Source organism: Fontibacter flavus (assembly GCF_042432905.1).
Classification (GTDB): domain Bacteria; phylum Bacteroidota; class Bacteroidia; order Cytophagales; family Cyclobacteriaceae; genus Fontibacter; species Fontibacter flavus.
In genome coordinates this window covers 82989-105873 of the sequence record NZ_JBHLWI010000016.1, presented here as the reverse complement: position 1 = coordinate 105873, position 22885 = coordinate 82989, and the positions used below count along the sequence as shown (strand labels likewise).

18 protein-coding genes are annotated in these 22885 nt (G+C 40.1%); 7 read left to right on the top strand and 11 right to left on the bottom strand.

The window, feature by feature from the left end; translation table 11 throughout:
• Window positions 1–37: 37 nt before the first annotated feature.
• From udk to ACFFIP_RS07370, 3 genes are all read right to left on the bottom strand, one after another.
• Window positions 38–655, bottom strand: a complete 618-nt coding sequence (udk, locus tag ACFFIP_RS07380; RefSeq protein ID WP_382386952.1) for a uridine kinase — start codon at window positions 653–655, stop codon at window positions 38–40.
• 19 nt (window positions 656–674) lie between these two features.
• A complete protein-coding gene (locus ACFFIP_RS07375) occupies window positions 675–1244 on the bottom strand; it encodes a non-canonical purine NTP diphosphatase (RefSeq protein ID WP_382386950.1) in 570 nt (189 codons plus the stop codon).
• A gap of 312 nt (window positions 1245–1556) precedes the next feature.
• Window positions 1557–1874, bottom strand: coding sequence for a hypothetical protein (locus ACFFIP_RS07370; protein WP_382386949.1), 318 nt, complete (start codon window positions 1872–1874; stop codon window positions 1557–1559).
• Between the two features lie 242 nt (window positions 1875–2116).
• Between ACFFIP_RS07370 and polA the strand changes: the two genes are divergently transcribed.
• The 4 genes from polA (at window position 2117) to ACFFIP_RS07350 (ending at window position 9151) form a co-directional block, all read left to right on the top strand.
• On the top strand, window positions 2117–4930 hold the full coding sequence (gene polA, locus ACFFIP_RS07365; protein WP_382386948.1) for a DNA polymerase I: 2814 nt from the start codon (window positions 2117–2119) through the stop codon (window positions 4928–4930).
• An 84-nt stretch (window positions 4931–5014) separates the two neighbouring features.
• Window positions 5015–6394 carry a DNA repair protein RadA gene (gene radA, locus ACFFIP_RS07360; RefSeq protein ID WP_382386947.1) on the top strand — a complete coding sequence of 460 codons (1380 nt, stop codon included), beginning with the start codon at window positions 5015–5017 and terminating at the stop codon, window positions 6392–6394.
• A 1-nt stretch (window position 6395) separates the two neighbouring features.
• Complete coding sequence (locus tag ACFFIP_RS07355; protein WP_382386946.1) at window positions 6396–6818, top strand: secondary thiamine-phosphate synthase enzyme YjbQ; 423 nt, start codon at window positions 6396–6398, stop codon at window positions 6816–6818.
• 119 nt (window positions 6819–6937) lie between these two features.
• On the top strand, window positions 6938–9151 hold the full coding sequence (locus ACFFIP_RS07350) for a DUF5916 domain-containing protein (RefSeq protein WP_382386945.1): 2214 nt from the start codon (window positions 6938–6940) through the stop codon (window positions 9149–9151).
• A 57-nt stretch (window positions 9152–9208) separates the two neighbouring features.
• On the opposite strand, the gene ACFFIP_RS07345 is transcribed toward ACFFIP_RS07350, so the two are convergent.
• From ACFFIP_RS07345 to ACFFIP_RS07320, 6 genes are all read right to left on the bottom strand, one after another.
• Window positions 9209–9718, bottom strand: coding sequence for a hypothetical protein (locus ACFFIP_RS07345; protein WP_382386944.1), 510 nt, complete (start codon window positions 9716–9718; stop codon window positions 9209–9211).
• Window positions 9719–9804: 86 nt separating this feature from the next.
• A complete protein-coding gene (locus ACFFIP_RS07340) occupies window positions 9805–12129 on the bottom strand; it encodes an alpha-L-rhamnosidase-related protein (protein ID WP_382386943.1) in 2325 nt (774 codons plus the stop codon).
• Window positions 12130–12263: 134 nt separating this feature from the next.
• A complete protein-coding gene (locus ACFFIP_RS07335) occupies window positions 12264–12857 on the bottom strand; it encodes a hypothetical protein (protein ID WP_382386942.1) in 594 nt (197 codons plus the stop codon).
• 31 nt (window positions 12858–12888) lie between these two features.
• Window positions 12889–13827: a polysaccharide deacetylase family protein gene (locus ACFFIP_RS07330; RefSeq protein WP_382386941.1), complete on the bottom strand. Its 939-nt coding sequence runs from the start codon at window positions 13825–13827 to the stop codon at window positions 12889–12891.
• A gap of 42 nt (window positions 13828–13869) precedes the next feature.
• Window positions 13870–14952 (bottom strand): hypothetical protein, encoded by a 1083-nt coding sequence (locus tag ACFFIP_RS07325; protein WP_382386940.1) that lies wholly within the window; start codon window positions 14950–14952, stop codon window positions 13870–13872.
• 147 nt (window positions 14953–15099) lie between these two features.
• Window positions 15100–15657: a hypothetical protein gene (locus tag ACFFIP_RS07320; protein WP_382386939.1), complete on the bottom strand. Its 558-nt coding sequence runs from the start codon at window positions 15655–15657 to the stop codon at window positions 15100–15102.
• A 104-nt stretch (window positions 15658–15761) separates the two neighbouring features.
• Here ACFFIP_RS07320 and ACFFIP_RS07315 point away from each other — a divergent pair, with 104 nt between their 5' ends.
• Together ACFFIP_RS07315 and ACFFIP_RS07310 are read left to right on the top strand one after the other, a co-directional pair.
• Window positions 15762–17189 (top strand): DASH family cryptochrome, encoded by a 1428-nt coding sequence (locus ACFFIP_RS07315; protein ID WP_382386938.1) that lies wholly within the window; start codon window positions 15762–15764, stop codon window positions 17187–17189.
• A 523-nt stretch (window positions 17190–17712) separates the two neighbouring features.
• Window positions 17713–19035, top strand: a complete 1323-nt coding sequence (locus tag ACFFIP_RS07310) for a VOC family protein (protein ID WP_382386937.1) — start codon at window positions 17713–17715, stop codon at window positions 19033–19035.
• 111 nt (window positions 19036–19146) lie between these two features.
• On the opposite strand, the gene ACFFIP_RS07305 is transcribed toward ACFFIP_RS07310, so the two are convergent.
• Window positions 19147–19911 carry an alpha/beta fold hydrolase gene (locus tag ACFFIP_RS07305; RefSeq protein WP_382386935.1) on the bottom strand — a complete coding sequence of 255 codons (765 nt, stop codon included), beginning with the start codon at window positions 19909–19911 and terminating at the stop codon, window positions 19147–19149.
• 119 nt (window positions 19912–20030) lie between these two features.
• On the bottom strand, window positions 20031–21950 hold the full coding sequence (gene dxs / locus ACFFIP_RS07300) for a 1-deoxy-D-xylulose-5-phosphate synthase (protein WP_382386934.1): 1920 nt from the start codon (window positions 21948–21950) through the stop codon (window positions 20031–20033).
• A 182-nt stretch (window positions 21951–22132) separates the two neighbouring features.
• Between dxs and ACFFIP_RS07295 the strand changes: the two genes are divergently transcribed.
• Window positions 22133–22882 (top strand): segregation and condensation protein A, encoded by a 750-nt coding sequence (locus tag ACFFIP_RS07295; protein WP_382386933.1) that lies wholly within the window; start codon window positions 22133–22135, stop codon window positions 22880–22882.
• The last annotated feature ends 3 nt before the right edge of the window (window positions 22883–22885 follow it).

Sequence of the window (22885 nt, the reverse complement as noted above, 5' to 3'; positions counted from 1 at the left end):
TCAGACCCAAACCTTCAAAACCTTCTAAATCCAATGATTATTCTGTTTTCACCCTGAGATAGGTCCGGATGACATCTAATGCCCTATCAAAATTCCTGTTGTTCGGAATAATCAGGTCTGCATCATGTTTAAAGGGTTCGATGTATTTTTCATACGTAGGCATCACATGCATCTCATATCTGTACAATACATCGTCAAGGTCATAGCCTCTTTCTACCTTATCCCTGACAATTCTCCTTTTCAGTTTAATATATTCTTTGGCATCAATAAAGACTTTCAGGTCCAAGAGATCTGCCAATTCGGGATAATACAACACGAAAATACCTTCCACCACTACTACTGGTGCCGGGGCAAACTCCAGCATTTTTGGCTTTTTATTGGGATTGTTAAAGGTGTATTCCTGTCTGTAAACTGTCTCTCCATTGCCGATTTTCCTAATGTCATCAGCATATTGAGCAAAATCTATAGAATTTGGCGTATCAAAGTTATGCACGCCTTTGTCATCGATGGGCTGCAGGTGTCTTGGCTTGTAGTAATTGTCCTGGGAAATCAGGCATACCTGGCCAGGGTCAAAGGTATGCAGTAATTTATCCAGAAAAAGCGTCTTGCCTGATGCGCTTCCTCCTGTAATCCCAACGATAAACGGTTTCTTCATGGGGGACAAAATTAAAAAATTATTTTAGAAACTTTATCAAAGCCTGCACTGCCTTGCCTCTGTGGCTGATCTGGTTTTTTTCCTCCATGCTCAGTTCCGCAAAAGTTTTGTCATATCCTGTTGGCTTAAAAACAGGATCATATCCAAATCCTCCGGAGCCTGTTTTCTCTTTAATGATTTCTCCATCTGCCACACCTTCAAAAGCATATTCCTTTCCTCCTTGTATAAGTGCTATAACGGTACGGAACCTGGCTTTTCGGTTTGTAATCCCGTGCATTTCCCGAAGTAATTTTTCAAGATTTCTTTCATCAGATCTTGGTTCTCCTGCATATCTTCCCGAATATACACCTGGAGCCCCATCCAAAGCTTCCACTTCGAGCCCGGTATCATCTGCAAAGCAGTCAACTCCATAGTGATCAAAAACATAGCGGGCTTTTTGGAAGGCATTATGGTCCAATGTATCTCCTGTTTCGGGTAGTTCCTCATGACAACCGATTTCTTCAAGGGATACAATAGTGAACCCATGACCTAAGGCTGCCATTACCTCTTCGATTTTCTTTTTGTTATTGGTAGCAAAACAGATTTTCATGATTTTGGGATTGCGTCTTTTGCAAACTTACGGTTTATAAAGGAGGATGTCGAATTTTGAGGCTGGTGATTCAAATACGGCAGTTGAAGTTAAATGTGGGTACTGAATTCAGGCATTTGAAAAGTCACTTCAATGGGATGATCTATTTCAAAAAAGTCATTTGTATAGGAAAATATTCACCTCAAATGTTTAATAGTTGATTTCTAAGAGGCTGTTTATTGGCTTCTGAAAAAAAGCAGAACCCCAAGTAATTGGTGGTCCTGCTGATTAAGTGTTTGATTAGTAAAACCTTAAAGGGAAAATGTTCGGATATTAAGTTAGGAGAATCAAAATTAACAGGATAATGATGATTGCACCTACCGATAAATAGACACCTCCGCCTAAATCCTTGGCTTCCCGCTTCATTTCCCTCAATTCCTCTCTTACTTCTTTTCTTTCTTCGTTATCCATTTCGGAAAAATCCATGGCCTTGATTTCGGCTACCCTGGATTCGATTTCTGCCAACCTTGCTTCTTCAGCTTCAGTCAGTTCAATTTTATCTTTTTTTGATTTCGCTTCTTTGGCCATAGCCGCTGGAGCCAATGCTGTAAACAGCATGATAAGTGATAAAAAGTACGCTAACTTTTTCATAGAGTATCTGTTTTAGAGTGATAAATAATAACCTAAGCTTCTTGTAATGTAAGAAATCTTTAGCAATTCCTAAAAACCAATAATCAGACCAAATTACATTTTATGGACAATAAATTACTTACCGCTCTAAAAAAGTGGGCATTTTTTACAGCTTTCCTTTTCATTATTATTCGTAATTTAGCCCTTTCTCGGAACTGGTTTTTCGAATTTTCTTTATTTCATTCTCATTACAATAGATCGATATGTCCTCAAAAGGAGATAAAAAACTCTTCTTGTTGGATGCGATGGCCCTGATTTATAGAGCACACTTCGCTTTCAGCAAAAACCCCAGAATCAATTCCAAAGGCCTTAATACAGGCATTATGCTTGGTTTTACGAACACCTTATTGGAGGTGCTCGAAAAAGAAAAGCCAACCCATATCGCCGTGGCATTTGATACCAAAGCGCCAACTTTCAGGCATGTTCAGTTTGAGCCTTACAAAGCCAACAGACAGGAGCAACCAGAGGATATTGAAGTCGGTACGCCTTGGGTCAAGCAAATTGTGCAGGCTTTTAATATTCCGGTATTGGAGATGGATGGCTTCGAGGCAGATGACATTATCGGTACCATAGCCAAAAAAGCAGAAAGAACCAGCTTTGAGGTATACATGATGACACCGGACAAAGATTATGGGCAAATTGTGGAAGACCATATATTCTTATACAAACCGGCCTTTATGGGCAATGGAGTGGATATCATGGGGCCTAAGGAGGTCTGTGCCAAATGGGATATTGAACATGTGGATCAGGTTAGAGATATTCTTGGCCTGATGGGGGATGCTGTGGATAACATTCCCGGTATTCCAGGAATCGGCGAAAAAACTGCTGTCAAATTGCTGAAGGAGTTTGGTACTGTCGAGGAATTGCTGAAAAACACCCACAAACTCAAAGGGAAACAGAAAGAAAATGTGGAAAACTTTGCACAGCAAGGACTGCTGTCCAAAGAATTGGCCACTATCAAAATTGATGTTCCCGTTGATTTTGATGAAGTTGCCTTGCGGTATGATGGGCCGGATGAAGAAAAACTGAAGGCTATTTTTGCGGAATTGGAATTTAGAACCCTTACACAAAGAGTATTCGGCGAAAAGATGAAAAAACCTCAGGTGAAGGTTTCGGAGCAGTTGGGTCTTTTTGGAGGAATGGAAACCGAAGTCAAAGAGGAAGAATTTGTGGAAGAAAGTCCTATTCCAGCGCCTGTATTGCATGATAGCATCTTGACCACTGCACATGATTACCATAAAGTGGAAGGAGAAAAGGCAATCAGGGAGCTGATTGGTTATCTGGAATTGCAGGAAGAATTTTGTTTTGATACTGAAACGACCTCTTTGAATCCCAATGAAGCCGAATTAGTAGGTCTTTCTTTTTCCTATGTGCCAGGAGAAGCATTCTATGTACCTATTCCGTCAGATCAGGAAAAAACGAAGGAAATTCTGGAGATGTTCAGAGATCTTTTTGCCAATGAACAAATAGCCAAAATCGGTCAGAATGTAAAATATGACATGCTGGTGCTCATGAATTATGGGATTGAGGTCAAAGGAAAGCTTTATGATACCATGTTGGCGCATTATCTGATTGAGCCAGAAGGAAAGCATTCCATGGACTGGTTGGCGCAGCAATACCTGAATTATAAGCCGGTATCGATAGAATCCCTGATTGGCAAAAAAGGGAAGAATCAGGGCAATATGAGGGATGTGGAAGTAGATGAGGTTGTGGCCTATGCAGCAGAGGATGCGGATATTACTTTAAAGCTCAAGCAGAAGTTTGATCCGATTATCAAAGCCAATGGACTGGAGAAATTGCTTCATGAAGTGGAAAGCCCGCTAATTTCCGTTTTGGCAGAAATGGAATTTGAAGGTGTAAAGATTGATACAGCGAGTCTTGCTGAGTTATCCACAATTTTGGATGAGGAAAGCAAAGAGATAGAGAAGCGGGTGTATGAATTAGCTGGCGTGAGATTCAACTTGGCTTCTCCAAAACAATTGGGAGATGTATTGTTTGAAAAGTTGAAATTGGACCCCAAAGCTAAAAAGACCAAAACAGGTCAATATGCCACAGGGGAAGAAGTGTTGAGTAAATTGGCCGGGGAACACGAGATAGCCCAGGCTATTTTGGATTACAGACAAATGGTAAAGCTGAAGTCTACTTATGTTGACGCACTCCCTACCATGATCAATCCTAAAACAGGCCGGGTACATACTACCTATAATCAGTTTGTGGCAGCAACCGGGCGTCTTTCTTCGATCAACCCCAACTTACAGAATATCCCGATCAGGACAGCAAGAGGACGCGAAATCAGGAAAGCATTTGTTCCAAGAGATGAGCAACATGTACTCTTGGCGGCTGATTATTCACAGATTGAGTTGAGGATTATGGCTGCATTTTCAAAGGATGAGTCCATGATTGAAGCCTTTAAAAACGGTCGGGACATTCATGCCACCACTGCAGCAAAAATCTTTCAGGTTCCCTTGGAAGAAGTGACCTCTGATATGAGGAGGAAGGCGAAGACGGCCAATTTTGGGATTATTTATGGGATCTCTGCATTTGGGCTTTCACAGCGGTTGAATATTTCCAGAACTGAAGCCAAAGACATTATCGACGCCTATTTTAAAGAATTTCCGGCTGTCAAGTCTTACATGGACGATTGTATTGAGAAAGCAAGGAAGAATGAATATGTAGAAACCATCTTGGGCAGACGCAGGTATTTAAGGGATATCAACAGCCGTAATGCCACCATGAGGGGCTTTGCTGAAAGGAATGCCATCAATGCGCCTATCCAGGGTTCAGCGGCTGATTTGATCAAAGTAGCCATGATCCAGGTGCATCATTGGATGAAAAAGGAAAAGTTACAGTCCAAAATGATCCTTCAGGTACACGATGAATTGGTTTTTGATGCACATAAAGATGAAGTAGAGTTGCTCAAAAGAGAGATTCCAAAACTGATGTCCAATGCGGTGAGAATAGCCGTACCACTTGAAGTAGAGACCGGCATTGGAGGCAATTGGCTGGAAGCCCATTAATTCAATCATGTGTTAGGGAATTCCATTCTATAATTGAGATTTGTGGAAAAAGAGCGATTCAATAATTGCGGGTAAAATTTTAATATGGCGAAAACAAAGACTTCGTTTTTCTGTCAAAACTGTGGCAGTCAAAGTCCGAAATGGTTGGGAAAATGTCCTTCCTGTGGGGAATGGAATACCTATGTGGAGGAAGTTATCCACAAGGAAGAAACTGGCCGTGGAAGCTGGAAACAGGGTTTGGGAGGAGAAAAGCGCACTGCTTCGCCAAAAAAATTACAGGAAATTGACTTTGAGCAACAACCCAGAACAATTACCAGGGATATGGAATTGGACAGGGTGCTTGGTGGTGGGATAGTGCCGGGTTCGTTGGTGTTGATTGGAGGAGAGCCAGGGATTGGTAAGTCTACTTTGATGCTGCAAATTGCCCTGACGCTTTCCAAGTTGAAGGTGCTATATGTTTCAGGTGAAGAAAGTGAGGCTCAGATTAAGATGCGGGCAGAAAGGATGTCTGTGACTTCGGAAAATTGCTATGTGTTATCGGAGACCAACACCCAAAATATCTTTGAGCAGATTAGTATATTAAAGCCTGATATCCTCATTATCGATTCTATTCAGACTTTGAACAGTAAGCATGTGGAATCCGTCGCTGGCTCGGTTTCACAGGTCCGGGAATGTACTGCTGAATTGATGCGATTTGCGAAGGAAACGGGGACACCGGTTTTTTTAATCGGTCATATTACCAAAGATGGGTCTATTGCAGGACCAAAAGTATTGGAACATATGGTGGACACCGTCCTTCAGTTTGAGGGGGATAGGCATTTATCCTACAGGATTTTGAGGACTTCCAAAAACAGGTTTGGATCTACCAATGAATTGGGAATTTATGAGATGCGCGCTGATGGTTTGAGGCCTGTCGCCAATCCTTCTGAGATTCTGCTGACCCAAAGAGAAGAATTGCTCAATGGGGTGGCCATTGGTGCCATGATGGAGGGGAATAGACCTTTATTGATAGAAATCCAATCCTTGGTAAGTCCTGCTACTTATGGGACCCCACAAAGAAGCAGCACGGGTTATGATGCTAAGAGATTGAACATGCTACTGGCTGTTTTGGAAAAAAGAGGAGGCATGCGTCTCGGCCAACAGGATGTATTCCTGAATGTAGCGGGAGGGATGAGGGTTGATGACCCCGCATTGGATCTGGCAGTCTGTGCTTCTTTGATATCCTCTTATGAAGACAATCCTGTACCTGAGGACCTTTGTTTTGCAGGAGAAGTAGGACTTGGCGGTGAGATCAGGGCAGTTCACCGTGTGGATAACCGTATCGCAGAAGCTGAAAAACTAGGTTTCAAGCGTATTTTGGTATCAAAATATGCTGTTAAAGGTCTTGATGTGGATAAGTATAACATCAAGATTGTTCCAGTCACTAAGCTTGAAGAGATGTATCAAGCTTTGTTTGCAGGATAAGATGAAAAGTTTTCAAAAACAGATCAATTTAAAACCCTTTCCAAGGGGATTCCATTTGATAACAGACATCATTGAGCGGGAATTTCCTGAATTCAGAGATATCCACATTGGGATCCTTCAGGTTTTCATTCTGCATACTTCTGCAGCTCTGACCATCAATGAAAATGCAGATCCATCTGTGAGGAAGGATTTTGAAACTTTTATCAATGATTTGGTCTCTGAAAGCTATTCCAAGTTTATCCACACCTATGAAGGAAAGGATGATATGCCAGCGCATATCAAAAGCAGTATTTTTGGATGTAGTGTACAGGTTCCTATTCATTTGGGAAAGCTCAAACTTGGCACTTGGCAGGGGATTTATTTGTGTGAATTTAGGGATTATGGAGGTAACAGAAAGCTCTTGCTTACAGCTTTAGGCACATAGACTAACGAAGCAATTATTTGTTGATTTTTTTACTGTTAAATGAGATATTGGCCATTAATATAAAATAGGGAAATTACTTTTTTTGATCTGCTTACTTAGCAGAATATAACCCCGCCCAAATGAAAGTTTTGACATTCCTGTTAGTTCTGATGTTCAGCTATCCCCTAGTTGCTCAGCAGGAGTCTATTTACAAATATCCTGCTCTGATTGCGGATAAAATTCAGCATGAAATCACATTAGATGGAGTTTTGGATGAAGCGGTATGGAATGAAGACAATTGGGCAAAAGATTTTATGCAGTTTTATCCATCGGATAGTTCTTTGGCCGGAGCGCAGACCAAGGTCAAGATTGTCTATGACGACAAGTTTATCTATATCGCTGCAGTGATGTATAACCTTGGTCCAAGGGATAAGTATGTCAGTACTTCTTTGAGAAGAGATTATAGGGGAGAACAAAATGATGGGGTAAGTTTTGTTTTTGACACCTTCAATGACAACACGAATGCATTTCAGTTTGGGGTAAATCCCTATGGTGTTCAGCGGGAATCTTTGATCGCGAATGGAGGTATGCTTTCTTCCGACCTTAACCTGGCATGGGACAATAAGTGGTATTCAGCAGCCAAGATCTACGAAGATCACTGGATTGTTGAAGCGGCCATACCTTTTTCAACTTTGAGGTACAATGATGGTGCATCCAATTGGAATGTGAACTTTTATAGGATTGACAGTGAATACAACGAAAGAAGTACCTGGACTCCTATTCCCAGAAATTTTAATGTTATTGCACTAGCTTTTACGCGCAAACTGTTATTTACTGAACCTTTGAAAAAAGAAGGGGCAAACCTTTCCATTATTCCCTATTCAGCAATGGCTACGGATAAGAATTTTTTAGAAGGAAAGTCAAATCCATTAAGACCAACATTTGGAGGGGATGCAAAAGTGGGAGTAGGGCCGGCTTTAAATTTGGATCTGACTTTCAATCCTGATTTTTCCCAGGTAGAAGTGGATGAGCAGGTGACCAATTTGGACAGGTTTGAAATTTTCTTTCCTGAAAGGAGGCAGTTCTTTTTGGAAAATGCTGACCTGTTTGCAGATTTTGGGACGCAGAATATCCGGCCATTTTTCTCTCGAAGAATTGGCGTCGATAGGGATGAAAATACGGGTCAAAATGTGCAAAATCAGATCCTTTTTGGAGGTAGATTAAGTGGAAAGCTGAATGAAAATTGGAGGATTGGCGTAATGAATATGCAGACCGCCAATGATGAGGAAAGAGGGATTGTCGGAAAGAATTTTACCGTGGCAGCCTTGCAGAAAAAGGTGTTTTCACGTTCGAATGTCGGTTTGATCATGATCAATAGAGAGAACTTGAATACAGTCACAGAGCTGCCTCTTTTTGAAGAGAAGGCTTATAATAGGTTAGTGGGGATGGATTATAATCTGGCATCTGAGGATAATAGGTGGTCGGGTAAATTTTTCTACCATAAAACTTTTGAAAATAACAATCCGACCAACTCTGATGCACTCCATGGGCAATTGAATTACAATAACCTTAATTGGAGTGCGAGCCTTTCCTATTCAGATATTGGAGAAAACTTTGATCCCAAAGTTGGCTTTGCTCCAAGGAATGATTATAAAAGATTGGCATCAAGGCTTATTTACCAGTTTTTTCCAGTTTCAAATCTGATCAACAGACATGGTCCAGGGATTGAAACCGAGATGTTGTGGAACGAATCATTGGGAAATACAGATGAACTGTACACTTTTCTGTATGAATTCCAGTTCCAATCTCTTTCAAGGCTCTCTTTTACGGTTAATAACAGGTACACCTATTTATTTTCTCCATTTGATCCTACCAGAACTGGTGGAGAAAGATTAGAGGCAGGAACCGATTACAGGAATTCTTTTTTGGGTTTCAGATACATAGGTAATCCCAGAAAAGCCCTTTTCTTTACGCTGAGGGGCGACATGGGAGAATATTTTACAGGCAATATCAAAACACTTCAGGGTACCATGAACTGGAGGTTGGGTTATTTGGCCAATGTGTCCATGAATTTCAGTTATAATAATATTCGGTTGCCAGAACCTCAAAATTCTGCCGATTTGTTTCTTATAGGGCCAAGATTTGATTTGACCTTTTCCAAAGATCTTTTTTGGACGACCTTCTTTCAATACAATAATCAAATCGATAATATCAATATCAATACACGAATACAATGGCGTTATGCACCTGTTTCGGATTTCTTTGTGGTGTATACAGATAATTATTTCCCTTCTACTTTTGCTCCCAAACAGCGGGCTTTGATTATGAAATTGAATTATTGGTTCAATATCTAAGGGTAGCTTGTTGATTAGGTATAAAAAATCTTTTTTCAGTGAGGCAAAAGGATTTTTTTAATCCAGTTGGTTTTGGGAGAATTCAATAAAAAAGAAAATTACAGGTGCAAACAGCATTAGGGGAAAGAGAATGATATACAATTTAGGGATTCCTGTTCCAAATCCTGAACCACTGTGAAATGAAAAGTATTCAATCATGATGAACATTAGGATCAGCATAAATTTTAACCACCTCCATAGCCTTTGATTGATAAGGGAAAGCTTTTTGGCTTTTTCGGGGGTATCTTCTATGGGGTAATCCGCATATTTTGTTCTCGTATTGTATATAGAAATTCCAAGAAAAAGGATAGTCGCGATAACAGGTATAGTATAGGTCATTTTACTTGCCCAGTATTCGCTTGGATTCTGGAAAAAACTGTAATCTTCGGGCATAAGTTTAGCGCCCAAATGTTGGAAATTGTAGGTCATCACCCACAAAAGTATCAGTGCAGCCAATCCTAATAATTCTATAGCCTTGTCCCAAAAGGTTATTTTGAACGCTGGGAATTTTATTTTGCGGACTTTCATAGCACTTATTACAATGACTTGATGAAATTGTTCACAAAAATAGGGTTTCCAAACCAAATTCTGTCATTCACCTCAATAACTGATTATTATTTTTTCAATACTATCTGATTGTTTTTTCCTTTCATGCTTACTTCGATGAAATCAGTGTTTTGAAGTTCAATTGCTTTCCCATTGAGCTTTAGGCTTGTGAATTGATTTTTCGGTAATCTGAAGATAATTTTCCAATCTTCATTTTTTTGTTTGATTGAAGCGATCAGGCCGGTTTCGCTTTTTTTCAGTTCGATGTCTACACTATTGTCGCCAATGACTACATTTTCCAGTTTAGCATCATTCCATGAAATGGGCAATAAGGGCTGAATGTGGATAAGCTTTTGGTCAGCCCGCGGTTGGATACCGAAAAATTGAGTAACTACCGGAACAGCAAAAGAATAGAGGTTCCAGGCTTGGGCCATCATCCCATAATCAGGGGAGACTTCATAGATCGAGCCAGGTAGCGCAAAACTGAATGATTGGGTCATTCTTTTGAGGTAGTTCCAAGCTTGGTCTGGCCTTCCATAGTTGTTTTCAGCTATGGCCTGAACGCCTGTAGGCAGCGTCATCACTGCGCCTGTATAGGAAAATACTTTACTGCCGGTAAAGGACCCATCTTCGGCATTGGCAGCCTCGTCCCGATCTATTCCGGTTACAAATACTCCAAAAGGATTGACAAATCTGCTTCCTTTGTCTAAGGCCCTAAGTGCTTTTTCAGGTTCCGCAATTCCCATTTCCATTGGTGTGTTGACTACCCAGTTGTGAAAGATCACAAAGCCCTGTTTTTTATTGGCAGGATATGTTGATAACTTCCTCTTAGTAGCTTTTAATTCTTCAACTGCCCAAGGTTTATTCAAGGTATCTGCCCGGATAATTGCCGCATCAATCAGTTTGCGGGCTTCTTGGGTTGTCCCTATGAAATCGGCATAAGAATTGAACTCTTCTACCCAAAAATCTTTATTGATTTTATCTTTGAGCTTGTCTGCAGTATGTTGATAACTTTCAGAAAGTTCCTTTTCACCCATTATCAGAGCCATCTCGGCAGCATCAGCAAATGCTTTCTGGGTATACACTGCGACATCAATCATTTCTGATTCCAGCCCATGTATTTCCATCATGCCGTATCCATCCGGGAAGAGGTTTGTGTCCTCGTCATTTTCTTCTAGGAGCCATTCTAGTCCTTTTTTGATAGTTGGGTAATATTTGGCCAAAAATTCTTTATCCCCTGTCCATCGATAAACCCACCAAATCAAGGATGCGAATTGTGGTGTTTCATTGATGTTTCCCGGATTAAAGATCACCCCGTTACTGCTTACTTCATGGACAATCCTACCATTACCGTTGGTTTCTGATAGTTTGTGGATAAGTTCAATTGTTTGATAGACCAAATCCTTCCTTCCCGTTGCAATAGCTCCTTTTAGGGTATATTCATTATCCACACCGAACCACCATGGATAATCCGGCATGCCGGCGCCTAGCCCTCTACCGATTTCGGGAACATCTCTTACTAGCCACTCTGTGTTGTATTTGATCCATTCAAAGGCTTTCTCAAACTCTTTATCAGAAACAGTCAGTTTGGCCTTTGAAGCTATTTGTTCGTAGTGCTTTGCTTTATCAATTAAATAGGTGTCTGCATGGTCCTTAATCAGGTCATAGGTTTTTTCTGCATCTTTTTGGCTTTTGTAGGATCCTCCTATGATAAATCGAATGGTATGGCTTTCATTTTTTGATAATTTAATAGCATATACCAATTTTCCGGCTTTTCCATTGCCCTGCGGCTTATAGGCACATATTGGAGATGCTTCTTCATGTTGCTGTGATCTTTGGGAAGAACCGAAAAGCACAAACCAATCATTCCCTTCATCCTTTCCTCTCCAGGCCTGTCTTTGCTCGTCAAAGCTCAGTTGGTCTATATTATCCACCATGCCGGCTTTTTCTCCAAGCCATACAGGCATTAGGTCAATATGGCCAGCAAATTCAAATTCAAAACTTTTTTTGGAGTTATCCACATTTTTGAAGGTGAATTCAATGACCATTCCCTGTTGTCCATCAGGTACAAACTGGAACCTTTCAATTTGCAGTCCAGGGACTGACTCGTTGAAAAGTTGCTTATTCGCAATAGGGTAATTGATAAATGAGGAAGCATGATCTAGACAATAACTTCCCTCTTCTGTAATAAGTGCTGCAGTAAAGCCATCCATCAATTTGATAGGATGATTCCAAATGCCACCCATTTCCCCTTCCACATGCCATCCAAGATCCGGGAATTTCCCATCCTGATGACCTACCATGTAGACCCGGTCACCTGCTGTGACAAAAGGGGAGGCTAAATATTCTTTTTTCCCTTCAATGCCTTCCAGACCATCCAATAGTGAAGACAAAGGAGATATTTTGGGGGACTTTTCACAGCTTGAAAAAATCAACAAAGAAACCAAACAGAAAATCAAAGGTCTTATCATAAGGATTAAGGTAGTTGCTTGAACCTTAAAGATAAGACCCTTTTGTTAAAAACTCTTTATTGCTCTACAGGTGAAAGCAATACGGCAATAGGAGTGGAGGAAATGCTTTTGCCAGAAACGATGCTGCCATCTTCGAAAATAACCTGCATAGTCAAATTGTGTAAGGCCTGCCCATCGGGACTTTGGTTAAATACAAAGAAAAACTCTTTGAAGTTGGATTCATTTACATATCCCTCGATAAAATCCTCCCTGCTGATATAATTTCCAGGTTGTGGTGCAAAAAGACAAAGACCAAAAAGGTCTGATCCTGCTGGATATGCCTGATTGAATCCCTGATTGCTCAATAGCCGAATCTGGCTAACCCTGTTTCTGTTATCGATTTTGTACTTTGGAAAACAGTCTGAATCAAGATCAGGCCTACTGAGGAACTCTTTTTCCATATTAATTTTCACGATAAGCCTGTTGACAGGCAGTGCCGCATCATTATCCCAAGCTTCAGTTACAGTATTGCCCGGTGTAAAGCTCCTTGGTGTCAGGCTGATTTCTGAAAGTTCAAAAACAGAATCACTACAGTCGCGGCTACAAGATGTAAATAGGCTAGTGTTAAATAATAAAATCAACAAAAAACCGATCTTTGATAAATACTTCATGGATATTGAAATTTCTGACAATTATAAATGCTTATTTTAGTTTTTTACCAATTTCTTCCCAAGTAATCAATTTGATATTATTTGCAGTGATCAGATTTCTTGCTTTTTGGCTTGTGAAAAAATCGTAATCATCTTGTCTCCACTTGGCATGCCAATGGGTAAAACGGGTAGTAATGGCCTGCATTTCCGCATCATTGAAAGCTATATGGTTCAATAAGACAGTTACTCCCGGTTTTAGGTTATTGAGCAGTTCGGTGTAAAAGTTTTCCATTCCCATAGTATCGTAAGATTGTGGTGAAGCAATAGCCGTCTCGTCTATCAAAATCAAGTTATCCACATCTAAATCTTTAAACAATTCTGGATTAGGCTTGATCACCCCATCCACAATCTGTTGGTTCAACATGGCTGGGATACCATATTCCTCTGCAAGTTTGATGTACGAGGCTACATATTCTGGTCTGCCGTAGAATACACAACCCATATGCGAATCTAAGTGAGTAGGTTTAATACCGATTTTGATAGCTGCTTCTATCTGTGCCCTCATTTCTTTCTCGACTTCTTCAGGACTGGCATTTTGGGCAACGGATGCGCAGTCTTTGTACATGAAACCATCTGGGCCAACAAGGCCAGGAACTTCAGATTTTGAAGCGATTGGGGCATATTTGTATGTATGCCATTCATTGGTCAAGGTGATATGTACCCCGATGTCCAAACCTGGCATATCTTTGATGAGTTCGCCCACTTCTGTGGACCATGCGCAAGGCATCATGATACTTGTGGAATTGACCACACCGTTTTTGATGGCATCAATTGTGGCGATATTTTCTGAATGTGCCATGCCTATATCATCGGCATGGATGATGAGAAGTCTGTCTTCTTTTGAGTAGCCGAGTTTTTCAGCAAGCGTTTTTTCCTGTGCATAGCTGGAAATACTGAAGATCATCAGCAGGAATGTGGATAATTTTTTCATTGGTTAGGTTAGTCTAAGATGTATTTCAAAGAAATGTCTGCATCAATTTTCACTGATTTCCCTAAGACCTTTGATCACGACATTTCCAGTGCCGGTTGGATCGCAGGGATAGGTGAAGTCAATTTTCGCTAATCTAGGGGAATTAATCGTCTGGTAAAACCCATTCAAATACCTTATGGTAGAATTGATATAACTTTTTTCCAAAAGTTGGCTGTTTTGGTATAGTTGGTAAATGTCCTCCTTCTTTTCGTTAAATAAGGCAAATACCTTTTCGTACTGTTCCATGTCTTCAATACAAAATCCTCTATACCTTCTTTCCTGGACAGAACTTAATAACAATGCTTCAGCGGGTTTTGCATAAGGCGCGCCCACAATACCCGCATGGTCGAAGTCATAGGGCACTGCAATCATTTTGTCCTGGGTATCATCACTCAACAATTTGATGTTTTGCCTGAATTGTACCGACCAATCGGTATTGCCGATCATGTATTGGAATACAGCCATTCTTAAAAAATCCTCTAAAATGATCTGATCGGGACGCACATAATCTTTTTCCATAGCATTCATACTGTTTCTGGAGGCCATTTGCGATTCTTCTTCTATCAGGAAACCATAAAATGGGTCAGTTTTTCTGATTTTTTCTTCAGAATCTTCCAAAGTGATTTTAACCAGCCTTACCTTAAAACTTTTTTCCGTCAAGAGCATGTACAGCTTATAGGCATAGTATTCCCTGATGACGTATTTGTCGAACTTACAGGGCATGACAAGTTTGATTTTATCCTGATGTTGAAAAATGGAATTTGCTGCAGTTTTTTTTGCGAAATTGAGGAAAAGTGGCGGATAAGTACAGACATTCTTTCTTCTTCTAAAATTTCCACGGGTTTTGCTTCTGATTGGGATGTTGATTGATTTGCCATTTTCATCCTGATAGCTGAGCTGAAGGTCTAAATAACTGGCTTCACCCGTTCTGTCCTTGAAAAGCCTGTCCAGATCACCATAAAGCGTAATATTTAGTACTTCGTCTGCTTCGAATAGGGAAGGATTTTGCGCTAAGAGAGCAAATGGGGAAAGCAATGAAGCAAACCAAAAGAGAAAAAGGAATATGATGGAAAAATATCTTTGCATAAACCAAAGATAATCAGCTTTTTAAATATTTTTAAAAAGTTTTTCGATTTATGCAGTTTAAAATAATGTGGTAAAAAAACATTGAGATCTTTTCTAAGTACCGAAGATCCCAAAGTTTTTAAAGTCTTTCAAAAAGGGAAATTCCTATTACCAACCCCAAGCTGGTCCCGGACTTTCCACTTCTTTAGTCAGGTCAAACTTTACGGAGAAAAAACGATCTGACCCTATTCTTCTTAAATTATAGGTGAAGGAAGTTTCATCCACAGTTATCCACCACACATTATTGGCAGCATAAGGAATCAGGTCAGTTGTTTCTTGATCTGCAGGGAAAAACTGAATTCCTGCCATTCCTGTATTAGAGGCAGTACCTCCGTATTGGGTAACCTTGTCTTCTGAACCATCTTCATGTTTGTGATCATGTTTTAATTTGATCAGCCCATTTTCCATAGTCAGTATCCAGGTTCTGGATTTGTCATCTCCTACAAAAAAAGGAATGTGGATAAAGTCTTCACCGCAATCCACTACATGCATGACGAGCCTTTTTCCAGTGAAAGGGTCATTTTCTGAAGGGGTCATAATTTCTCCTTCATAGGCTTTTCCACAATGTTTTTTGAGTGATTCCCAAAATCGTTGATTACCGGGCTTATCCTGCGCAACTAGCTGAAAACTGGTAAAAAGAAGGGCGATTAGTACTAATTGTTTCATTTTAATCTGGGTTTTTGGATTTATTGCTGTCAATACGCGGGTAATAAAGCATAATTACCTGGATTCAGCAAACACTTTTCTTTAACAAGCTGTTGAAAAATCAGATGAAGTATAAAAGAGTTGTAGTTTGGTTTAGGAATGATTTAAGGGTGCATGACCATGCACCCCTATTTTCTGCTATAGAGTTGTCAGAGGAAGTCATTCCTATTTATTGTGTAGACCCACGGCAATTTGGTAAATCAATTCTTGGAATGGATAAGACAGGGAGTTATCGGGCCAAGTTTTTGAAAGAGGCTGTGGATAACCTTAAAGCTTCTCTACAAAAACTTGGGGGGAATTTGATCATACTTCAAGGCAAACCTGAAGACGTGATAACTGAATTTGCGGTTTCCAATAGTGTTGAGGCTATCTTTTATTCGGAAGAAGTAACAGATGAGGAAATTAGGGTTGAGCAAAAGTTGGAAAAAAATGTGTGGAAATACGGAATCCGAACTGAAGCCTATTGGCAAAGTACACTTTTCCACATACAGGACCTTCCTTTTCCCATTAGTCAATTGCCTGAGGTGTTTACTCAGTTTAGGAAGGAATGTGAAAAGTTCTCCAGAATACAAAAAACTTTAGCAACACCTAAATTCATTAAATTCCCCGATTTAGGTGGTAATTATAAAGATTTTCCTGAATTATCCACATTTGGTTTGAAGGAGCCTACTTCTTCGGTGAAGTCAGTGTTGGTGTTTAAAGGTGGTGAAGAAGAGGGAGTCAGACGACTTCAAACCTATTTTTGGGAACAGGATCTCTTGAAGGTTTACAAGGAAACCCGCAATGGGCTTTTGGGAGCAGATTACAGCAGTAAGTTTTCGCCTTGGTTGGCATTGGGTTGTCTCAGCCCAAGGTACATTTATGAGGAAGTCCTTAGCTATGAAAAAGATCGTAAAAAGAACCAATCGACTTATTGGTTAATCTTTGAATTGATTTGGAGGGATTATTTCAGGTTTATCTGTAAAAAACACGGAAATAAAGTCTTTCAATTGGCGGGAATAAAAAACGCTGTGGATAACTGGAATAAAAGCGAAGAGCGATTTTGGAAATGGGCCATTGGAGAAACGGGAATTCCTTTTGTTGATGCCAACATGAGGGAACTCAATGAAACTGGCTTTATGTCCAACAGGGGCAGGCAGAATGTTGCTTCATTCTTGGTGAATGATCTGAATATTGATTGGCGTTGGGGTGCTGCCTATTTTGAAAGTATGTTGATAGATTATGATGTCTGCAGCAATTGGGGTAATTGGTTGTATGTGGCAGGAGTTGGAAATGATCCCAGGGAAAACCGGTATTTCAATATTTTGAGACAGGCGCAAAACTATGATAAGAAAGGGGATTACATACGGCACTGGATTCCTGAACTATCGGCGATTCCAGGTTTTGATATTCATCAGCCATTTGAGTTATCCACATCTAAATTAAAAGAATACGGCATTGCATTGGGGGCTACTTATCCACAACCAATGGTCAAATACAAAGCGTGGATTTAATATTTTAAAATTTTGTCATTACAAAAAAACCTTGCAATTGCTGATTTTGAAAAAGCTGCTTTCACAAGCTGCTTTTTATTTTGGCTCTAATCAGGATATGAAAAAACCTTACTCATCCAGATAAGCGGATTTTTAATTGATAAAATGTGAAAATCTCCTTTCAGAAAGTTCAGCATTACTGGGTATTTTTTTGATATAATTTTCTATTGGGTAGGTAAAAAAACCAATAGTTAAAAAGTATCATAAAAATCACCCAAAATATGGAGCCAGAAATAGAAAAGGCATCCAAAGCTTTTTCGGTATTCCAATCATTTTTCCAAAAGTGAAGCAGTAGGCCTGCCGAGCCATAAAGGGGTAGGGTAAACTTTAAAAGGTATCTCCAATAATTGGGGAATGTTTTGAGCCAAACTCCTGATTTGTTCACTGAATTATCCAATTTTTTTTAATGCCTAATTTTACTAAAAGTATTATTTGCCAACTAAACTAGTTAAATTTATTCTTATAGACAAAGAAATACCTAGGCATGAAATCCAAACTGATCATTGTATCCATATTTGTTTTTTTCATCTCTTGTGGGCAAAAAGAAGAATGGCCAAAAGATTTCCATATCGGGCAGATGAAAGCCTTTGCAGAAATGGTGGCTGCTGATGTGAAACCTTTGGCATTAAGCGAACCCATGTTTAAAGAAGATGTGGATAAGCTTTGGGGAGAAGTACAGCAAATTGTCGCAGATCATGGCATTAAAGTTTATAGAGAAACGGATCTGTTACAGACCCAACTTTTTCCTGTTGGGATTGCCCAAAGCAAAGAAATATTGATTTTTCACAAAGATGAGGCACTAAAAGCCTATCGAGATCTTAAAAAGACAGTAAAATCTGGTCAGAGTGGTGAAGAGAAAGCCAGAAGGTTTGGAAGGTTATTAGGATATCCTCCTCATTATATTAATCAGTTGTTGGCAAAGAATACAGATTTCAGAACCTTAATTGATTTTGGTGTTCAAGGAACCAATCTTTTTCTCTACTACAAGGATTTAGATCGTGCCAAAAAGTTCTACCATGAAACCTTAGGCTTGGAAATTATTTCAGATTATGGTTTTGCAGCTACGGTGAAAATAACGCCTGATGCCTGGCTGACATTGGTGGACGCAGCTGTGGGAAGGCACAAATCCGATGAACCAAAAACAGTAGCCATTGCACTTTTGACCAATAGGCTTCCTGAATGGTATGCTTATCTTCAGGAAAATAAAGTTCCGATAAAATATGAGTACAAACCCAAAGAAAACAATGCCCATGATGGCTTTGTAGCCATAGATCCTGAAGGCTACCTTTTGGAGTTTGAGCAGTTCAAACAGCATCCTGAAAATGAAAAACTGATGCCTCAATTACCCCAATATGATGCTGTTACTGGAGCTACTTCCCGTTGGACAAAAAATGAAGGTTTTTATGGTGCAGTTACTTGGCTTTATTACGAGGATATGCTAGAAGCACAAAGCTTTTATGAAGAAAAAATAGGTTTAAAGCAGATTGTAGACCAAGGCTGGGCAAAGGTCTATCAGGTTTCCAAAACTGGTTACATAGGGATTGTAGATGGAAGGCGTGGGATGCACAGTTTTTCAGAGCTGAAAGGCACAAGTGTCTCTTTTCTGGTTGACGATCTGGAGGGATGGTATAGCTATGTGCAGGGGCATCAGCCTTTTCCTATGGTTCAGGAAATGTATACCGGTAGAGAAGAACGCTACAAAGCTTTTGTAGGACAGGATCCCGGGAAATATTTCTTGGAATTTGACTTGTTCATGAAGCATCAAGACAACAAAAGGATCCATGAAATACTAAATAAACCTGATTAGAGTTTGGAATAATTTCATTGGAATTTCATTCTTTCCAGGCCATTGATTTCAAATCTTGTTAAATAAAACCATCCCAAATCCGAATTCTCCAATTCGAAATCCGCCTTTTCTTTACTTTTCAACGTCTTTTAGGAATTCAATTATCATTTGTAAAGTCCTTTCAGGTTCCTCAAACATCCCCATGTGCCCTGTTCCGATAAGTTCATGATAATGGGTGGCATATGGTTTATGTTTTCTACTGGCCTCAATTTTAACCGCTGCATCCAATTCTCCTGCAATCATCAATTTGGGGAAAGGGAAAGTTTTCCACAATTCAAATCGGTCCTTTCTTTCCCTCATGGCAGCAGTAAAGGCAATCATGCCGTTTTTAGAGCTCTTTTTACCGAATTGGATCAATTCAGCAATCTGATCAGCCTGTTCGGCCCTATGCTGTTCCGAAAATAATGGAGGAACAAAAGACTCTACAAACTTATCCACACCATGCTTTTTGATAAATTGAATGGTCTTGTTGCGGGTATGTTTTTTCTCTTCATCATCGGAAAAAGCTGTGGAATGGAACAGTCCAATGGCTTTTAATCCATGGCCCATCAACTCCGCCAAAGCCAAGGCTACATATCCTCCCAAGGAATGTCCGATTACAATTGGTTGTGAAATACCCTGCTCCTCCATCCACTCATGAAGCGATACGACCGCTTCTTCCAAAGAAATATGGGGTTCAGCTAAAGGACTTTCCCCAAAACCAGGGAGATCCGGGCAATAAACCGTAAAGTTGGTGGATAACTCATCTACAAAAGTTTTCCACATTTCTTTGGATTCACAGAATCCATGAATGAGAATTAAGGCTGGCCCAGAGCCTGTTTGGGTATATGCGATCATGATGAATGGCGTTTGATGTAAAGAATTCGTTAAAAATTGAAAAAGCCTTGCTGAATTACAACAAGGCTTTTCTTAAAATATCTAGGTTAGGCTATTTTTTGTGCCAATTGTCCTTCAAATCATTTCCCTGAAAATTCCACTTCGGCAAATGCTCTGACTGCATTGGCGATGGCTTCCGGATCAAATCCACATTCTCTATGCAGCTCAATCTGTTCACCATGTTCAATGATGGCATCAGGAATACCCAATCTTTTCACTTGAGCCTGGTAGCCATGATCCACCATCCATTCCAATACTGCAGAACCAAAGCCACCCATCAAACAGCCATCTTCTACAGTTATGACTTTTTTGAATTTGCTGAATACTTCATGTAATAGGGATTCATCTAAAGGTTTGACGAACCGCATGTCATAGTGAGCAGGATTCAAACCTTCTTTGGCTAAAGTTTCTGTGGCTTCTACTGCATAATTACCCATATGGCCAATGGTCAAGATGGCCACTTCTTCACCTTCTTTTATAATTCTTCCCTGTCCGATTGGTATTTCGCGCATTGGCGTTCTCCACTCTGGCATCACGCCCTGTCCCCTAGGATATCTGATAGAGAATGGTCCCTTATACTGCGTAGCGGTATACATTAAGTTTCTCAATTCTTCCTCGTCCATAGGGGCAGAAACTATCATATTTGGAATGCATCTGAAATAAGCGATATCATATGCCCCATGGTGAGTAGGGCCGTCAGCGCCGGCAAAACCCGCCCTATCCAAACAGAATACAACCTGTAAGTTTTGCAATGCCACATCATGGATAACCTGATCATAGGCCCTTTGCATAAAAGAGCTGTAGATATTACAGAAAGGAATCAGGCCTTGGGTTGCCAAACCGGCCGAAAAAGTTACTGCATGCTGTTCTGCAATACCCACGTCAAATGCCCTGTCAGGCATTTCCTTCATCATAATGTTCAAAGAGGAACCTGAAGGCATAGCAGGGGTAATGCCCATGATTTTATCATTTTCCTTAGCCAGTTCCACAAGAGTGTGTCCAAAAACATCCTGGTATTTTGGAGCTTGTGGTGTGGTAGGTGTTTTTTTGTAGATCTCTCCGGTAACTTTATCGAAAAGGCCTGGTGCATGCCAGGTAGTTTTGTTACCTTTTTCAGCAGGCTCATATCCTTTCCCTTTTACTGTGACACAGTGAAGAATTTTGGGGCCTGGGATATCTCTCAGGTCAGCAAGAATTTCGACAAGGTGATTGACATCATGTCCATCTACCGGTCCGAAATACCTCAGGTTAAGAGACTCAAACAAATTGCTTTGTTTCAAAACGGCAGATTTGATCGCTCCTTCAACTTTGGAGATTACTTCCTGGGCAGAGGAACCAAATTTGCTAAACTTTCCCAAAAGGTTCCAAACCTCATCCTTTACCTTATTATAGGTATGTGAGGTAGTAATATCCGTAAGGTAGTCCTTCAATGCTCCCACATTGGGATCAATTGACATGCAGTTATCATTCAGGATAATCAGCATGTTTGTATCAGAAACACCAGCATGGTTCATGGCTTCAAAAGCCATTCCTCCGGTCATCGAACCATCACCTATTACTGCTACGTGTTGTTTTCGGCTATCACCTTTGTATTTAGAAGCAACAGCCATACCCAATGCTGCAGAAATGGAAGTACTGGAATGACCTACGCCAAATGTATCGTATTCGCTTTCTTTTCTTTTTGGAAATCCGGATATACCCCCATATATCCTGTTGGTGTGAAACTTGTCTCTTCTACCGGTAAGGATTTTATGTCCATAAGCTTGATGACCTACATCCCATACCAGTTGATCTTCAGGCGTATTGAGCACATAATGCAGGGCTACAGTCAGTTCTACTACACCTAGGCTCGCTCCAAAGTGACCACCATAGACAGAAACATTGTCTACGATGTAATGTCGAAGCTCATCACATATCTGAACCAGTTGGTCCTTTGAAAATTTTTTCAGATCGTCGGGGGTATTGATCTGTGCAAGTAATTTACCGGGTTTGATTACCATTAGCGAATCTTTTCTATATAAAGCTATTAAACATTTCTGATACTTGAATGTTTCAGAATACTTTTGAAAATCTTCAAGAATACTGCGTAGTCTTTTCTGACTTCAAATATTTAAATTACTTTAAAATAAATATCTTTGGGTCATATTGCACCGCAAAATTAACAGAAAATAAATAGTATCCAGTGAGTTTCGAAATCAAATTACCCTTATTTGAAGGTCCTTTTGATCTGATGCTCTTCTTTATTGAGAGAGATGAGCTGGATATATACGATATCCCAATTTCAAAAATCACCCAGGATTTCCTTGATTACATCCATCTATTGGAAAAAATGGAAATTGAGATTGCCAGTGAATTTATTCTTTTTGCGGCAACATTGATGAAAATCAAGTCAAAAATGCTTTTGCCACGTCCAGAGTTGGACGAAAATGGTGAAGAGATCGATCCAAGAGAGGAATTGATCAGGCATTTGTTGGAGTACAAGAAGTACAAATCCGTCATTTCGGACTTGGCTGCTATGGAAGAAAGCAGACTTGCCAAGGAAAAGAGGGGCAATCTGGTATCAGAACTGAAGCAGCTTTCGAAGATTGATGATGTAGAAGCGGAGATGCAGGATCTGGATTTGTATAAACTCCTGAAAGTATTCCAAAAAGTGATGTCCAAGTATAGTGCTAGGACAGACGAAACCACACATACTGTCATTCAGTATCCCTATACCATTGAGCAGCAAAAGGATTTTGTGATGGAAAAAATCAGCTTTAGAGATAGAATCCCATTTACAGAATTTATAGATTACAAACCTGATAAAATTTTTGTGATCTACACATTTTTGGCAATTTTGGAACTTCTTCAGTTGTCCATGGTTACCATTACAATTGGAGATGGGTTTAACAACTTTTGGGTGGAAAAGACAGAACCCGTGCTGACAGCCTAGTGT

Excerpts from the sequence above, each read along its gene's own strand:
- udk (WP_382386952.1), bottom strand. The coding sequence starts at position 655 with ATGAAGAAACCGTTTATCGTTGGGATTACAGGAGGAAGCGCATCAGGC.
- ACFFIP_RS07375 (WP_382386950.1), bottom strand. The coding sequence starts at position 1,244 with ATGAAAATCTGTTTTGCTACCAATAACAAAAAGAAAATCGAAGAGGTA.
- ACFFIP_RS07370 (WP_382386949.1), bottom strand. The coding sequence starts at position 1,874 with ATGAAAAAGTTAGCGTACTTTTTATCACTTATCATGCTGTTTACAGCA.
- polA (WP_382386948.1), top strand. The coding sequence starts at position 2,117 with ATGTCCTCAAAAGGAGATAAAAAACTCTTCTTGTTGGATGCGATGGCC.
- radA (WP_382386947.1), top strand. The coding sequence starts at position 5,015 with ATGGCGAAAACAAAGACTTCGTTTTTCTGTCAAAACTGTGGCAGTCAA.
- ACFFIP_RS07355 (WP_382386946.1), top strand. The coding sequence starts at position 6,396 with ATGAAAAGTTTTCAAAAACAGATCAATTTAAAACCCTTTCCAAGGGGA.
- ACFFIP_RS07350 (WP_382386945.1), top strand. The coding sequence starts at position 6,938 with ATGAAAGTTTTGACATTCCTGTTAGTTCTGATGTTCAGCTATCCCCTA.
- ACFFIP_RS07345 (WP_382386944.1), bottom strand. The coding sequence starts at position 9,718 with ATGAAAGTCCGCAAAATAAAATTCCCAGCGTTCAAAATAACCTTTTGG.
- ACFFIP_RS07335 (WP_382386942.1), bottom strand. The coding sequence starts at position 12,857 with ATGAAGTATTTATCAAAGATCGGTTTTTTGTTGATTTTATTATTTAAC.
- ACFFIP_RS07330 (WP_382386941.1), bottom strand. The coding sequence starts at position 13,827 with ATGAAAAAATTATCCACATTCCTGCTGATGATCTTCAGTATTTCCAGC.
- ACFFIP_RS07325 (WP_382386940.1), bottom strand. The coding sequence starts at position 14,952 with ATGCAAAGATATTTTTCCATCATATTCCTTTTTCTCTTTTGGTTTGCT.
- ACFFIP_RS07320 (WP_382386939.1), bottom strand. The coding sequence starts at position 15,657 with ATGAAACAATTAGTACTAATCGCCCTTCTTTTTACCAGTTTTCAGCTA.
- ACFFIP_RS07315 (WP_382386938.1), top strand. The coding sequence starts at position 15,762 with ATGAAGTATAAAAGAGTTGTAGTTTGGTTTAGGAATGATTTAAGGGTG.
- ACFFIP_RS07310 (WP_382386937.1), top strand. The coding sequence starts at position 17,713 with ATGAAATCCAAACTGATCATTGTATCCATATTTGTTTTTTTCATCTCT.
- ACFFIP_RS07305 (WP_382386935.1), bottom strand. The coding sequence starts at position 19,911 with ATGATCGCATATACCCAAACAGGCTCTGGGCCAGCCTTAATTCTCATT.
- dxs (WP_382386934.1), bottom strand. The coding sequence starts at position 21,950 with ATGGTAATCAAACCCGGTAAATTACTTGCACAGATCAATACCCCCGAC.